14 protein-coding genes are annotated in these 14,459 nt (G+C 71.1%); 6 read left to right on the forward strand and 8 right to left on the reverse strand.

Features of this window, described 5'->3' with window-relative positions:
- The first annotated feature begins 133 nt into the window (after nucleotides 1-133).
- The gene (locus ACZ69M_RS22875; protein WP_470052285.1) at nucleotides 134-1,477 is read left to right on the forward strand and encodes a M14 family metallopeptidase; all 1,344 of its coding nucleotides are present in this window, start codon (nucleotides 134-136) and stop codon (nucleotides 1,475-1,477) included.
- Nucleotides 1,478-1,543: 66 nt separating this feature from the next.
- Here ACZ69M_RS22875 and ACZ69M_RS22880 read toward each other — a convergent pair whose 3' ends face one another.
- From ACZ69M_RS22880 to ACZ69M_RS22900, 5 genes are all read right to left on the reverse strand, one after another.
- A complete protein-coding gene (locus tag ACZ69M_RS22880; RefSeq protein ID WP_470052286.1) occupies nucleotides 1,544-2,125 on the reverse strand; it encodes a hypothetical protein in 582 nt (193 codons plus the stop codon).
- An 86-nt stretch (nucleotides 2,126-2,211) separates the two neighbouring features.
- Nucleotides 2,212-3,696: a GntP family permease gene (locus ACZ69M_RS22885; protein WP_470052287.1), complete on the reverse strand. Its 1,485-nt coding sequence runs from the start codon at nucleotides 3,694-3,696 to the stop codon at nucleotides 2,212-2,214.
- A 129-nt stretch (nucleotides 3,697-3,825) separates the two neighbouring features.
- Nucleotides 3,826-4,236, reverse strand: coding sequence for a RidA family protein (locus ACZ69M_RS22890; RefSeq protein WP_095852823.1), 411 nt, complete (start codon nucleotides 4,234-4,236; stop codon nucleotides 3,826-3,828).
- Nucleotides 4,233-5,006: an IclR family transcriptional regulator gene (locus ACZ69M_RS22895; protein ID WP_352049849.1), complete on the reverse strand. Its 774-nt coding sequence runs from the start codon at nucleotides 5,004-5,006 to the stop codon at nucleotides 4,233-4,235. The genes ACZ69M_RS22890 and ACZ69M_RS22895 overlap by 4 nt, the downstream gene beginning before the upstream one ends.
- Nucleotides 5,003-6,028: a sugar kinase gene (locus tag ACZ69M_RS22900; RefSeq protein WP_470052455.1), complete on the reverse strand. Its 1,026-nt coding sequence runs from the start codon at nucleotides 6,026-6,028 to the stop codon at nucleotides 5,003-5,005. The genes ACZ69M_RS22895 and ACZ69M_RS22900 overlap by 4 nt, the downstream gene beginning before the upstream one ends.
- Nucleotides 6,029-6,243: 215 nt before the next feature.
- Here ACZ69M_RS22900 and ACZ69M_RS22905 point away from each other — a divergent pair, with 215 nt between their 5' ends.
- Both ACZ69M_RS22905 and ACZ69M_RS22910 read left to right on the forward strand, forming a co-directional pair.
- The gene (locus tag ACZ69M_RS22905) at nucleotides 6,244-7,527 is read left to right on the forward strand and encodes an amino acid deaminase (protein WP_470052288.1); all 1,284 of its coding nucleotides are present in this window, start codon (nucleotides 6,244-6,246) and stop codon (nucleotides 7,525-7,527) included.
- Between the two features lie 38 nt (nucleotides 7,528-7,565).
- Entirely contained in the window at nucleotides 7,566-9,188 is a 1,623-nt protein-coding gene (locus ACZ69M_RS22910; RefSeq protein WP_470052289.1) for an N-acyl-D-amino-acid deacylase family protein, read from the forward strand.
- Between the two features lie 21 nt (nucleotides 9,189-9,209).
- Here ACZ69M_RS22910 and ACZ69M_RS22915 read toward each other — a convergent pair whose 3' ends face one another.
- Complete coding sequence (locus ACZ69M_RS22915) at nucleotides 9,210-10,097, reverse strand: S1 family peptidase (RefSeq protein ID WP_470052291.1); 888 nt, start codon at nucleotides 10,095-10,097, stop codon at nucleotides 9,210-9,212.
- Between the two features lie 226 nt (nucleotides 10,098-10,323).
- The gene (locus ACZ69M_RS22920) at nucleotides 10,324-11,019 is read right to left on the reverse strand and encodes a hypothetical protein (protein ID WP_470052293.1); all 696 of its coding nucleotides are present in this window, start codon (nucleotides 11,017-11,019) and stop codon (nucleotides 10,324-10,326) included.
- Nucleotides 11,020-11,147: 128 nt separating this feature from the next.
- On the opposite strand from ACZ69M_RS22920, the gene ACZ69M_RS22925 reads away from it, so the two are divergent.
- Together ACZ69M_RS22925 and ACZ69M_RS22930 are read left to right on the forward strand one after the other, a co-directional pair.
- Nucleotides 11,148-12,359 (forward strand): pyridoxal phosphate-dependent aminotransferase, encoded by a 1,212-nt coding sequence (locus ACZ69M_RS22925; RefSeq protein WP_099920887.1) that lies wholly within the window; start codon nucleotides 11,148-11,150, stop codon nucleotides 12,357-12,359.
- Between the two features lie 104 nt (nucleotides 12,360-12,463).
- Nucleotides 12,464-12,883 (forward strand): SCO4983 family protein, encoded by a 420-nt coding sequence (locus ACZ69M_RS22930; RefSeq protein WP_470052295.1) that lies wholly within the window; start codon nucleotides 12,464-12,466, stop codon nucleotides 12,881-12,883.
- Between the two features lie 93 nt (nucleotides 12,884-12,976).
- On the opposite strand, the gene ACZ69M_RS22935 is transcribed toward ACZ69M_RS22930, so the two are convergent.
- Nucleotides 12,977-13,300 (reverse strand): MmyB family transcriptional regulator, encoded by a 324-nt coding sequence (locus tag ACZ69M_RS22935; RefSeq protein WP_470052297.1) that lies wholly within the window; start codon nucleotides 13,298-13,300, stop codon nucleotides 12,977-12,979.
- Between the two features lie 75 nt (nucleotides 13,301-13,375).
- Between ACZ69M_RS22935 and ACZ69M_RS22940 the strand changes: the two genes are divergently transcribed.
- Nucleotides 13,376-14,449: a hypothetical protein gene (locus ACZ69M_RS22940; RefSeq protein WP_470052299.1), complete on the forward strand. Its 1,074-nt coding sequence runs from the start codon at nucleotides 13,376-13,378 to the stop codon at nucleotides 14,447-14,449.
- Nucleotides 14,450-14,459 lie beyond the last annotated feature (10 nt).

Consider the following 14,459-nt stretch of genomic DNA (forward strand, 5'->3'; position numbering starts at 1 on the left):
GGCATGACCGGTTTCCGCCACCGGCCCTTTAGCGACTCTTGACCTGACCATGCCAAACACTCACCATGAGCGCCACACCCGCATTCCGTACGTCGCACCGGTTCCACCCCCCACACTCCGCCAAGGAGACTTCATGCGACTTCACCGACGCGGCAGGCGCACCGCCACCCTGGCAACCCTGTTCGCACTCGCCCTCGCCGCCCCGATCACCGCCACCGCCACCGCCACCGACGCCACGGCGACGGGAGCGAAGGCCCCCGCACCCTCGGCCGACGACATCCGCCAGTACGAGATCCACCAGAGCACCACCCCGGTGACCCGCACCGCCATCCAGCGGACCGGCGTCACCGTGGACGAGGCCGACGAGGAGACCGTCGTCGTCTCGGGCCGCGCCGACCAGGTCAAGGAGCTGCGCCGACTCGGCTACGAGGTCTCCCTGTTGGGGTCCGCGCCGAACCGGTCGAACGGCGCCGGTGACGTCCGCCTCCTCGACTTCCCCTCGGCCGACGCGAAGTACCACAACTACGCCGAGATGAACACGGAGATCGACCAGCGGCTCGCGGCCTACCCGAGCATCATGAGCAAGCGGGTGATCGGGAAGTCGTACCAGGGCCGGGACATCGTCGCCATCAAGGTCAGCGACAACGTGGCCACCGACGAGAACGAGCCCGAGGTCCTCCTCACCTTCCACCAGCACGCCCGCGAGCACCTGACCGTCGAGATGGCGCTGTATCTGCTGCGCGAGCTCGGGGCCGGGTACGGCAGCGACTCCCGGGTCACCAGCATGGTGAACAACCGCGAGATCTGGATCGTCCCGGACCTCAACCCGGACGGCGGCGAGTACGACATCGCGACCGGTTCCTACCGCTCCTGGCGCAAGAACCGCCAGCCCAACTCCGGTTCCTCGTACGTCGGTACGGACCTCAACCGCAACTGGAACTACAAGTGGGGCTGCTGCGGCGGCTCCTCCGGCTCCACGTCCTCCGAGACCTACCGCGGCGCCTCCGCCGAGTCCGCGCCCGAGGTGAAGGTCGTCGCCGACTTCGTGCGCGGCCGGGTCGTCGGGGGGAAGCAGCAGATCAAGGCCGGGATCGACTTCCACACGTACAGCGAGCTCGTGCTGTGGCCCTTCGGGTACACCAACGCCGACACCGCGACCGGCATGACCGCGGACGACGCCGCCGCGTTCAAGGCCGTCGGCCAGAAGATGGCGGCCAGCAACGGGTACACCCCGGAGCAGTCCAGCGACCTGTACATCACCGACGGGTCGATCGACGACTACCTCTGGGGCAGTCAGAAGATCTTCGACTACACCTTCGAGATGTATCCGACATCCAGTTCCGGAGGTGGTTTCTACCCGCCCGACGAGGTCATCGAGCGGGAGACCTCACGGAACCGGGACGCCGTGTTGCAGTTGCTGGAGAACGCGGACTGCATGTACCGGTCGATCGGGAAGGCGACGCAGTACTGCAGTTGACCGGGGCGGTGCGGTGTGGGGGGAACTGCGGGCCCGTTGTGGCCGGTCGCGCAGTTCCCCGCGCCCCTACGGGGCGCTCTCCTCACCGTCTTCGAAGTAGGCGTCCAGGACCGCGTCCAGCTGGTCCTCCCACTCCTTGAAGCGCGCCCGGGCCGTCGCCTCGATCTCGATCGGGTACCAGCGGCGGTCCGGGGTGTGGACCGTGATGGTGAACCGCTTCCCGAAGCGGGGCGACTCCGTCTCGACGGCGCCGATCTCGTCCCAGCGGAACTCCGCCTCCTGGTCGTCCAGACGCAGCCGTACGCCGCTGTGGTCGGCCTTGATCGAGGCGCGCCGGTCGGACGCCTCGAACACCGGCCCGTCCGGGTCCGGTTCGGGCTCGGAGTCCGAGTCGGGTTCGGATTCGGAGATGGCCTCCTCTTCGGGTCCGGCGGGCGCCTCCTCGGAGACCTCGTCCCCGGGGGCGGCGTCCTCGACAACCGCCTCCTCGGACACGGCCTCTTCGGAGGCGGTCTCCTCGGACTCGGCCTCCTCGACGGCCGCGTCCTTGGGCTCCGCCTTCGCGGGTGACGTGAGCCCGGGGATGTACGCCGGGTTCACCGCGGCGGCGTCCAGGGGCTGGCTCTTCGAACCTATGCGCTGCTCCACAGCGGGCAGTATGGTCGAAGATCCTGTGTCGGACACAGCCAGCCCCCAAGTTGGCAACGCGACTGTTGCACGAAGACGCCCCGTACCTACACGAACAGGCTCACCACCGCCGCCACCGCGAAACCCGCCACCGACAGCACCGACTCCAGGACCGTCCAGGTCTTGAGGGTGTCCCGTTCGGAGATGCCGAAGTACTTCGCGACCATCCAGAAGCCGCCGTCGTTGACGTGCGAGGCGAAGATGGAGCCCGCCGAGATCGCCATGATGACCAGGGCGACGAAGGCCTGGGAGTGGTCGCCCTCGGTCAGCAGCGGGGCCACGATGCCGGCCGTGGTGACGATGGCGACCGTCGCCGAGCCCTGGGCGACACGCAGGACCAGGGAGATGAGGTAGGCGAGGACGATCACCGGCAGGCCGACGTCGTTGAAGGTGTCGGAGAGGGCCTGGGCGACCCCGCTGCCCTTGAGGACCGCTCCGAAGACCCCGCCCGCGCCGACCACGAGCAGAATGTTGCCGACCGGCTTCAGCGAGGCCGTGGACACCGTCTCCAGCGACTTGCGGGACCAGCCGCGGCGGATGCCGAGCAGGTAGTACGCCAACAGCAGTGCGATCGTCAGCGCGACGAAGGGGTGGCCGAAGAACTCGATGACCGAGCGGCCCGTGGAGGGGTCGAAGGCGATCGAGGAGAAGGTCGCGAGCAGGATCAGCACCAGCGGCGTACCGATGATGGCCAGGACCGTGCCGAGCGGCACCGGCTTCTCCTGCGGCGCGACCCCGGCGGCCCGCTGCTCCTCGGCCAGCGCTGCCCTCGCCTCGTCGGCGGCCTCGGCCATGTCCTGCGGTACGGGGACGAAGATCCGCCTGCCGATCCACGCGGACCAGACCCAGGCGGCGAGCACGGCGGGGATGCCGCAGACGATGCCCATGAGGATGACCCAGCCGAGCTGCACGTGGAGCAGTCCCGCGGCGGCGACCGGGCCCGGGTGCGGCGGCAGGAACGCGTGGGTCATGGAGAGACCCGCGAGCAGCGGCAGGCAGTAGAGCAGGATCGACTTGCCGCCGCGCTTGGCGGCCGCGTACACGATCGGCGCGAGGACGAAGATGCCGACGTCGAAGAAGACCGGGATACCGAAGATGAGGCCGGTGAGGCCCATGGCGAGGGGCGCCCGCTCCTCGCCGAAGAGGTTCAGCAGCCGGGACGCCAACACCTCGGCCCCGCCGCTGACTTCGAGGATCGCGCCGAGCATCGTGCCGAGCCCGATGATGATCGCGATGTGGCCGAGGGTGCCGCCCATGCCGGACTCGATGAGGGAGACGGCGTCGGAGCGCTGGACCGTGCCGAAGAGTTCGGTGACGGAGAGACCGGCCGCGAGGCCGACGGCTATGGAGACCGCGAGCAGCGCCACGAAGGGCTGGAGTCTCGCCTTGATGATCAGGACGAGGAGCAGGGCGATGCCGAGCGCGGCGACGGTCAGCAGACCGGCGGTGCCGTGGATGAGGGCGATCAGGCCGCCGGTGTGGGGTGGGGCCGGCGGTGCGGTGGCGGCGAGCAGGGGCAGGGGCGAGGACATGAGCGGGGGACCTCTGCAGTCGGGTAAGTGGGGCATGCGGCTTTCGGGCAGGGGGGATCGCGGCACGGCGTCCCATGGGGGACGCCGTGCCGTGATGACGTACGGGGTGCGGGAGTTCGAGGGGGTCGCTCAGCCCAGTACGGCGAGCGCGTCGATCTCGATGAGGAGGCCGGCCGGCAGGCCGACGTAGACCGTCGTGCGGGCGGCGGGGGGCGCGGTGAGGCCCTGCTCCTCGAAGTAGGTGTTGTAGATCTGGTTCATCTCGGCGAAGTGGTCGACGTCCGTGAGGTAGACGCGGATCATCATCGCGTCGTCCCAGCTCGCGCCGCCCTCCTCGAGGATCGCCCGGACGTTGGCGAGGGTCTGGAGGGTCTGTTCACGCAGGGTGGGACCGGCGGGCGTGGGCGGCTTGCCCTCCTCGGCCGGGAGGAAGCCGACCTGTCCGGCGACCTGGAGGATGTTCCCCTTCTTCACGCCGTGCGAGAACTTCGCGGGCGGCGTGGTGTGGGTCTTGGGGGTGAGGGCGGTCTTCTCGGTCATGGACGTCGGGCACTCTCTTCCTTGGCTGGGGGCTTGCCGGAGTACTCGTGGCTGATGGCGTCGGCGGTCCGGCGCACCAGCGGGAGCAGGGTGAGGAGTTCGTCGGCGGTGACGACGACGTTCGGCGCGGAGACCGACATCGCGGCGACGACGCGTCCGTCGGCGCCGCGGATGGGGGCCGCGACGCAGTTGATGGACTCCTCGTGGCCACCGAGGTCGGTGGCCCAGCCCTGTTCGCGCACCGTGGCCAGCTCCTTGAGGAAGGCGGGCGCGCCCGGGGTCGAACGGGCCGTGTACATGGGGTAGTCGAGCTTGTCCGCGAGGGCGCGGCGCTCGGGCTCGGGGAGATCGGCGAGGAGGAGTTTGGCGACGGCGGCGACCGTGATGGCGACCGGCTTGCCGATCCGCGAGTACATGCGCACCGGGTAGCGGCTCTCCACCTTGTCGATGTAGAGGACCTCGTTCTCCTCGTACACCGCGAGGTGGACGGTGTGCCCGCACGTCTCGTTGAGCCGCACGAGATGGGGGTGGGCGATCTCGCGGACGTCGAGGTTCTCGACGGCTTCCTGGGCGAGGGCGAAGAGGCGGGCGCCGAGGCGGTAGCGCTGGTCGGACTGGCGGTAGACGAGGCCGTGCTCGTGCAGGGTGCGCAGGAGGCGGAGCGCGGTGGACTTGTGGACGCCGAGGCGGTCGGCGACCTGGCCGAGGTCGGCGGGGCCCTCGGCGAGCAGCGGCAGGATGCTCAGCGCTCGGTCGACGGTCTGGCTCATGGGGTACGTACCTCCTCCTGGGCCCGCGTGACGGCTTCGGTCCAGCCGGGGCCGAGTCGAAGTGTCTCCCACGCCTCGTCGTCCAGGGCGGCCAGCCGGTCGGCGTGGTCGCGGGAGGGGGGCGCGGCGAGGTCGCCGTGGACGGTGAGGGCGGCGGCGGCCATGAGGTGGCCGTGCCTCAGCCGCTCCCGGGCGGGCAGTGCGCGCAGAGTGGCGGAGAGGAACCCGGCGGCGAAGGCATCGCCCGCGCCGACGGCCGCGATCACGTCGACGCGCAGGGCGCGGACGAACGTGGCGGTGTCGGGGGCGTCCTGGGCGGACCCCGACACCGCGCGGCCCGCCGTGGCCCTCTCGAACACGGTCGCCCCGTCCCCGCCCTGCTTGACGACGAGGACGGCCGGTTCCGGCAGCGCGTCGCGGATCGCCCGCGCCCCGCGCAGCCCCCAGGCCGCGCGGGCCTCGTCGTCCCCGACGAACACGATGTCCGCGCCGCGCGCGAGGTCGAGCAGGACGCGGGGTCCGTCGGCGTCGCGCCACAACCCGGCGCGGTGGTTGACGTCGAAGGAGACGAGGGGGCGCCGCGCGCGAGGCGCGGTGAGTTCACGCATCAGGCCGAGGCAGTCCTCGGAGAGCGCCGCGGTGATGCCGGACAGGTGCAGTACGCGGCCCGAGCGCAGGGCGTCCACGTCCACGTTGTCCACGGTCATCGCGGAGGCGGCGGATCCGGCCCGGTAGTACGCGACCTCGTGGGCGTCGCTCGCCCGGTCGCCGGCCGTGCGGAAGTAGACGCCCGTCGGGCGCGCGGGATCCCGTCGTACGGCGGAGGTGTCGACGCCGTACGCGGCGATCGCCTCGACGAGGTGGTCGCCGAACCCGTCGGTGCCGACCCGGCCGACCCAGCGCGCGGTGTGCCCGGCCGCGGCGAGCACGCACGCCACGTTGGACTCGGCTCCGCCGATCCCCCGTTCGAACGACGGCACATCGGCGAGGCGCCCGGGCCGGGTGGGCAGGAACGTGACCATGGACTCGCCGAGCGCGACGACATCCACGACGTCCGGGGCGTCGACAGGTCCGTTGGGGGTCACGATGTCTGGGGCTCCTCGTTCTCGCGGCCGACGGGACTCAACGGCACCGTTGACCCTGCGTTGGCTGGGATGTTAGACAGCAGTAAGCGACATACGCAATGAGCGTTGCACATGATGCAACACAGTGCAGCACCCTTGAAGGGATGGCCCCCATGACCGCCTCCGATGCCGCCGCCCGTCCGGCGGCGGACCGTCTCGCCGCGGACCGCGTCGACCACCGCTTCAAGGGCCTCCCCCCGGACGCCGAGGGGCTGACCGTCGGCGAGCTCGCCGCTCAGCGCCGCGACCTGTTCACCGGCGGCTTCACCACCCCCGTCCTCGCCCTGTCCGCCGAACGCCTGACGCACAACCTCGAACTGATGGAGACGTACGCCGACCGCCACGGCCTCGTCTTCGCCCCGCACGGCAAGACCTCGATGGCCCCCCAGCTCTTCTGGCGGCAGATCGAGCACGGTGCCTGGGGCATCACGCTCGCCGTGCCCCACCAGGTGTGCGTGGCGCGGGAGTTCGGGATCGAGCGGATCTTCCTCGCGAACGAACTCGTCGACGCGGCGGCGCTGCGCTGGATCGCGTCCGAGCTGGCGGCCGACCCGGACTTCCGCTTCGTCTGTTACGTCGACTCGGTGCGCGGCGTCGAGCTGATGGACGCGGCACTGCACGGCTCCACCCGTCCGGTGGACGTGGTCGTCGAGCTCGCCGCCGGCGCGGGGGCCCGCACCGGGGTGCGTACGGAGGCCGAGTGCGCGGCGGTCGCGGACGCGGTGGCCGCGACGCGGACCCTGCGGCTGGTCGGCGTGGCGGGCTACGAGGGCGAGGTACCGGGGGCGGACCCCGAGCGCGTGCACGCCTGGCTGCGGCGGCTGACCGCGCTGGCGGTGGACTTCGACAAGGCGGGCCGGTTCGAGGGACTGACGGAGATCGTCGTCAGTGCGGGCGGCAGCGCCTGGTTCGACGCCGTCGCGGACGTCTTCTCCGAGCTCCCCGACCTCTCCCTGCCCGTACTGAAGCTGCTGCGCTCGGGCGCCTACGTCTCGCACGACGACGGCCACTACCGCCGGCTGACCCCCTTCACCCGGGTCCCCGAGGAGGGCGCCCTGCACCCCGCGTTCCGCCTCTGGGCCCAGGTCGTCTCCCGGCCCTCCCCCGAGCAGGCCTTCCTCAACGCGGGCAAGCGGGACGCGGCGTACGACCTCGATCTGCCCGAGGCGCAGGTGGTTAGGCGCGGCGGTGCCGAGCGGCCGGCGACGGGTCTGACGGTGACCGCGCTCTCCGACCAGCACGCGTGGCTGCGCACGGACCCGGAGGCGGACGTGCAGGTCGGGGACTGGGTGGGCCTCGGGCTGTCCCACCCCTGCACGTCCTTCGACAAGTGGCAGCTGATTCCGCTGGTGGAGACGGACGGCACGGTCGTGGACTACATCCGTACGTTCTTCTGAGAGGCCGTTGTGACGAACGTTTCCAGGAGGCCCCTGTGATGGATCTCGTCATCCGCGACGCGGAGGTCGTCGACGGCACCGGAGGCCCCTCGTACCGCGCCGACGTGGGCATCGAGGGCGGCAGGATCACCACCGTGCTCAAGGAGGGGGCGGCGGCCGGCTGTCTGCGGCCTCTCGCCCGGCGGGTCCTCGACGCCGAGGGCCTTGCCCTCTCCCCCGGCTTCGTCGACATGCACGCCCACAGCGACCTCGCCCTCCTGCGCGACCCGGACCACAGCGCGAAGGCGGCGCAGGGGGTGACCCTGGAGGTCATCGGCCAGGACGGGCTGTCGTACGCGCCGGTCGACGACCGCACGCTCGCGGAGGTCCGGTCCACGATCACCGGCTGGAACGGACCCGGTGACGACATCGACTTCAGCTGGCGTTCGGTGGGCGAGTACCTGGACCGGCTCGACCACGGCTTCGACGGCGAGGGCATCGCGGTGAACGCCGCGTATCTGATCCCGCAGGGCACCGTCCGGATGCTCGCCGTCGGCTGGGAGGACCGCCCGGCGACGGCGCGGGAGCTGGAGCGGATGCGGCGGCTGGTGGCCGACGGGATGCGCGAGGGCGCCGTCGGTATGTCCTCCGGCCTCACCTACACCCCCGGCATGTACGCCCAGGACGCCGAACTCACCGAGCTGTGCCGGGTGGTGGCGCAGTACGGCGGCTACTACTGCCCGCACCACCGCTCGTACGGGGCGGGCGCCCTCGCGGCGTACGAGGAGATGGTGGCCCTCACCCGCGAGGCGGGCTGCCCGCTGCACCTCGCCCACGCCACCATGAACTTCGGCGTCAACGAGGGCAGGGCCCCGGAACTGCTGGCCCTCCTGGACGACGCCCTCGCCGCGGGCGCGGACATCAGTCTCGACACGTACCCCTACACCCCCGGCTGCACCACGCTCGTGGCGATGCTGCCGAGCTGGGCGAGCGAGGGCGGCCCGGAGGCGATCCTCGCGCGCCTGAAGGACGAGGAGACGGCCGAGCGCGTCCGGCACCACATGGAGGTGATCGGGGCCGACGGCTGCCACGGCGTGCCCATCGAGTGGGACACGATCGAGATCTCGGGAGTCACCGACCCGTCGCTCGCGTCGTACGTCGGCAGCACGGTCCGCCAGTCCGCCGACCGGCTCGGCGACAGCCCCTGGACGACCGCCCGCCGCCTGCTCCTCGACGACCGGCTGGGCCCGACGATCCTCCAGCACGTCGGCCACGAGGAGAACGTCCGCGCGATCATGCGCCACCGTGTGCACACCGGCGGTTCGGACGGCATCCTGCGTGGCGACAAGCCGCACCCGCGCGCGTACGGCACGTTCCCGCAGTATCTGGGGAAGTACGTACGGGAGTTGGGCGTCCTGTCCCTGGAGGAGTGCGTCGCCCATCTCACCGGCCGCCCGGCCGCCCGGCTGCGGCTGCCCGACCGCGGCCTGGTCCGCGAGGGGTACCGCGCCGACCTCGTCCTCTTCGACCCGGCCACGGTCGCGGCGGGCTCGACGTTCGAGGAGCCGCGCAGACTCCCCACGGGCATCCCGTACGTCCTGGTCGACGGCCGGTTCGTGATCGAGGACGGGCGGCGCACGGACGTACTGGCGGGGCGGGCGGTCCGCCGGACTCCCCGGTGACCGCCCGCCGCCGCACAGGGGTCACGGCTTGGGCAGGGTGCATCCGCTCGCGCTCAGGTTGAGCTTGTTGCCGGTCGTGAAGCACGCCGGGATCTGATAGGTCTCCTCGGCGTAGTTGATGCCCGGGTGAATGGTGACGTTGCCGCTCGCGTCGACCTCGCAGGGGTTGTTCACCGTGCAGGTCTCGCCGTCCTCGTTACCGGTGTTGTTGACGGCGACGACCTTGCCGGTGGCCTGGTCGATGACCGGCGAGCCCGAGGTGCCGCCGATGGTGTTGCAGGCGGAGGTGTAGCGAATGGAGTCCTTCCAGGTCCAGTCGCCCTCCTTGAGGCGGTACGCGAACCCGTCGATGCTGCAGTTGTAGAGCCGCTTCCAGTATCCGGAGGCGACCGTGATGGCGGTGCCGACGGTCGGGTGCGTGTCCTGCACGGTCAGCGCGCTGATGCCGTACGAGTTCTTGATCGTCGTGTAGGTGCTGGTGAGCTGGTAGATCGTGACGTCCGTGTCGGTCATCGTCGAGTACGCGACCTTGCTGGCCCGCAGGGTCGCCACCCGGGTGCCGGCGGAGTTGAGCAGGCCGAAGGTACGGCTGGACGCCTGGCCGACGATCACTTCACCGGGCTCCGGGAAGCCCGTCTCCAGGCAGTGGCCGTTGGAGAGCACGAGCGCCGGGTCGCTGTCCGCGGAGTTGGGGAAGCGGATGACGGAGCCGGAGCAGTTGCTGAGCGCGACGGTCCCGGCGAGGCTGACGGCCTGGAGGGTCGGCGCCGCCGCCTTCGTGTCCGCCTTGACCGCGGACACGGACGTGGACGTGGACGCCGCCGCGGGTGCGGGTGCCGCGACCGCGGGTGCCACGCCCGCCCCGGTGATCACCAGGGCGAAGAGCGCGGCGACGAGAGGCTTTCTCATGTGGGGGTCCCCTCTTGCGACTTGGGCGACCGGAGATCTTCCGGCCACTTCCAGTTTTGTCATGCGCATTGTCAATCGGGGGGACGGGAGGGACAAGGAGCGGTTTCCGGCCATGGGCATGCCGGAGCGACGGGACGGGGCTTGTCGTATACGCGGGCGGGCCGACGGGGGGGAGAACCGCCTCGGGGCCTGCCGCGGCCCGGACAGCGGCCGTCGGGACCGGCGGCTACTTCGGGCGCTTGGTGGCGCCCCGGCCGTGGCCCGGGTTGCCGTTGGCGGCGCCGCGGCCCGTGGTCGCGGTGGGGCTGGTGAGGGAGGTGGCGGGAGTGGTGGAGGTCCCTGCCGACGGGGACGGCGGCGCCGTCGTGGACGGCGTCGCCGAGGTGGACGCGGACGCGCCCGGAGAGGTCCGCTCGGCGCTCGCGCCGGAGGCGGCGGGCGAGTCGCCCGGCGTCGTCACCGCCGCGCCGGCGGTCGAGCCACCCACCGATGCCTTCGGCTCCGGGGACGCGGACGCACCCCGGCCGTCACCTTTGCTCCGCCCCGAGGGCGAGGAGCCCCCGGACGGCCCGGAGTCGAACAGTCCCACGACCACCGCGCCGAGGACGACCGCGCACACCGCGCCGCCGGCCACCGCCACCCGCCGCCGCGGGATCCGCTCCCGGCGGCGCCGCGAGCGGTCACGGCGCCCGGCCCCGGCACGCACCAGGGCTCCGTCGTCGCTCTTCCCCGCACCCGGCCCGTCGTCATCGGCCGTCCGGACACCGGGCCCGTCGTACGCACCCGGCCCGTCGTACGCGTCCTGCCAGCCGTGCGCCGCCGCCGGATCCGCGTACGCCTCGTACGCCGGAGGCGCCTCACCGTCGCCGCTCGGGAGGTACACCCTCGGCTCGGCCTCGGTCTCACCGTTCTGCCAGGACATGGGCGCGGATTCTATGGACCGCAAGGGCTTACGACACAACGCGAGGGAAGAAAGCGACGCAAAACGCCACGTCTCACGTGGTGGAAAACACCCCCCGCCGAGCGTTACGCGGCCGTAAGCTCACCGTCATGCAGGTGATCCAGTCGACCAAGCTCGCCAACGTCTGTTACGAGATCCGGGGCCCGGTGCTCGAGGAGGCGATGCGGCTGGAAGCGGCAGGTCATCGGATCCTCAAGCTGAACACCGGCAATCCGGCCGCGTTCGGTTTCGAGTGCCCGCCCGAGATCCTGGAGGACATCCTCCGGAACGTGTCGACGGCGCACGGCTACGGCGACGCGAAGGGTCTGCTCGCCGCCCGCCGCGCCGTCGTGATGCACAACCAGACCCTCGGCATCGAGACCGACGTCGAGCACGTCTTCATCGGCAACGGCGTGTCCGAGCTGATCGTGATGGCGATGCAGGGCCTGCTGGACGACGGCGACGAGGTCCTCGTACCGGCGCCGGACTACCCGCTGTGGACCGCCGCCGTGTCCCTGTCCGGCGGCACCGCCGTGCACTACCACTGCGACGAGCAGTCGGACTGGATGCCCGACCTCGCGGACGTGGAGCGCAAGGTCACCGACCGCACCAAGGCGATCGTCATCATCAACCCGAACAACCCGACGGGCGCGGTGTACGACGAGGCGATGCTGCGCGGGCTCACCGACATCGCCCGCCGCCACAACCTCCTGGTCTGTTCGGACGAGATCTACGACAAGATCCTCTACGACGGCGCCACCCACACCCCGACCGCCTCGGTCGCGCCCGACCTGCTCACCCTCACCTTCAACGGCATGTCGAAGGCGTACCGGGTGGCGGGCTACCGGGTGGGCTGGATGTCGATCTCCGGCCCCCGCGCGCACGCCGACTCCTACATCGAGGGCCTGACGATCCTCGCGAACATGCGCCTGTGCGCGAACATGCCCGGTCAGCACGGCGTGGTCGCGGCGCTCAGCGGGCGGCAGACGATCAACGACCTGGTGCTGCCCGGCGGCCGGCTGAAGGAACAGCGGGACGTCGCCTACGAGCTGCTGACCCAGATCCCGGGCGTGAGCTGCGTGAAGCCCAAGGGCGCGCTCTACCTCTTCCCGCGGCTCGACCCGAAGGTCTTCAAGATCAAGGACGACCGCCGGATGGTCCTCGACCTGCTCCGCCAGGAGAAGATCATGGTCGTCCAGGGGACCGGCTTCAACTGGCCCGAATCGGACCACTTCCGGGTGGTCACCCTGCCGAGCGTGGGCGATCTGACCGACGCGGTGACCCGGATCGGGAACTTCCTGGACGGTTACAGCCAGCCGTGACACTCACACAGGGTGCGCGGAACGACAAGATGTGCGACATGGCTCAACTTTAGACGAAATCCAAGCTAGGATGGCTTCCTGAAAGAGCACAGGAGGCCGTCCCCATGTACGAACCGATCCGCACCAAGTCGGTCCACACGACGGCCGGTACCCCCTCCGGCTTCCCCCACCGGTCGCGCGAGGAGGAGCTGGACATCCAGCTCGCCGGACACCTCGCGGCGCTCCTCGCGGTGACCGACGAGATCCGCGCGATCGAGCCGTCCGCCGACCTGGACGCGGCGGCCGAGCGGCTCGCCGGGCAGGTGGCGCGGCTGCGGGAAGGAGTGGCGCCGGTCCGCGCGTCGTCGGCCGCCGCCGTACGCGAGCCGCACGTCGTCGCTCTCCACCAGCGGGCCCACGCCCTCGCCGGCCGCGCCCTCGTCGTCGCCGCGTCCCGCGCGGACACCGCGGTCGCGATCCTGGCCGCCGAGCGCATGGACGCCCACGCCCCGGCCGCCGAACCCCGCGAACTCGCGGCTCACTGAGAGCCCGCGTCCGAGCCCCCGGGCTCCCCTTGTACGGCCCCGGTCCGCGCGCACCCGCAGCGACGTGCGGACCGGGTGCCACACACCCGTCGGTCAGCCGAGAGCAGTGGCCGTCGTCTGCAACCCGAGCGTCGCGAGCAGCGCCAGTTGCCGTGCCGCCTCCGTGCCCGGCGCGGCCGGACAGATCGTGATCCGCAGGTCCCCGCCCGGCACCGCGAGCGTGTCGCAGTCCAGGACGATCGTCCCCACCTCGGGATGGCGGACCGTCTTGGCCTCGCCCGTGTGGAACCCGACCGTTCCTGATGATCTCGAAGGTCTCGTTGGCTCACCCCTCCATGGTGCTCCCCCGGCGCCGCCACAGCCTGGTACTGGCAGTCCCCCGACACGGCCGGCTCGAAGCTGCCGTTCCGGTTGCATACCGGGATCGGTCGGACACCCTCCGTTCACCCGGCACGACCGGGAATGTTGGGTTCCGGGAGCACTCTCCTCGGTGTGAGACGCATCGCGGGAATCGTCCTGGCGGTCCTGCTGATCGGCGGCGTGGTAGCAGCCGTCGTCGCAGGCCGCGAAGGTCAGGACAAGGGCACGGCAACGAAGACCGTGCAAGGAGTGATCGGATCGGAGAAGGCGGAGTTCTTCGCCGATCCCGACGTGGTGAAGGCCCTGGCTGCCAAGGGCTTCACCGTGAAGACGGAGACCTCCGGGTCCTGGGCCATGGACGGCCTGGACCTCAAGGGGTACGACTTCGCCTTCCCCTCCAGCCAGGCCCCGGCCGACGAGCTGGCCGCCAAGTTCCACGTACGGAAGCCGCTGCCGCGCCCGTTCTACTCGCCCCTCGTGGTCGTCGCGCACCGCAGCGCCGCCGAGGTCCTGGCGGCGAACGGGCTCGCGACCGTCGGCAAGGGCACCGGCACGCTCAAGATGGCCGCCTATCTCAAGGCCGCCGGGCAGGACCGGACCTGGCAGCAGCTCAAGGGGGCCGCGGCGCACGGCGAGCTGACCGGCACGCTCTTCATCGCCAGCACCGATCCGAACACCTCCAACTCCGGCGCGCTCTACCTCGCCGCCGCCTCGTACGTCGCCGACGGCGGCCGGGTCGCTTCCGACACCGCCGCCGTCGGACGCACCGCGCCCCTCATGCACAAGCTCGTCAGCGTCCAGGGCGCCCAGCAGTCCAGCACGGACGCGGCGTTCCGTGACTTCATCAGCGGGGCCGGGAACCCGCTCGTGCTCGTGTACGAGTCGCAGGTCGCCGCGCTGCTCAACCAGGGCCAGGACGTCGGTGACCTCACCGTCCTCTACCCGGACACCACGGCGAACAGCGACCACACCGTCGTACCCCTCACTCCCGAGGGCCGCGCGCTCGGTGACCTCCTCAGCAGTGACCCGACCCTGCGCAGGCTCGCCGTCAAGCACGGGTTCCGGCCGCAGGGCGCGACCGGGGAGTTCACGGCGGCCACCGCCGCCCACGCCACCTACCTCAACCAGAAGCTGACCGGCGTCCGGCAGGCGCCCGTGCCCGCCTACAAGGTGCTGCACGAGATGGCGCGCCGGGCCGGGAACTAGGGGGAAAAAC

This window comes from Streptomyces sp. NPDC107454 (assembly GCF_055582885.1).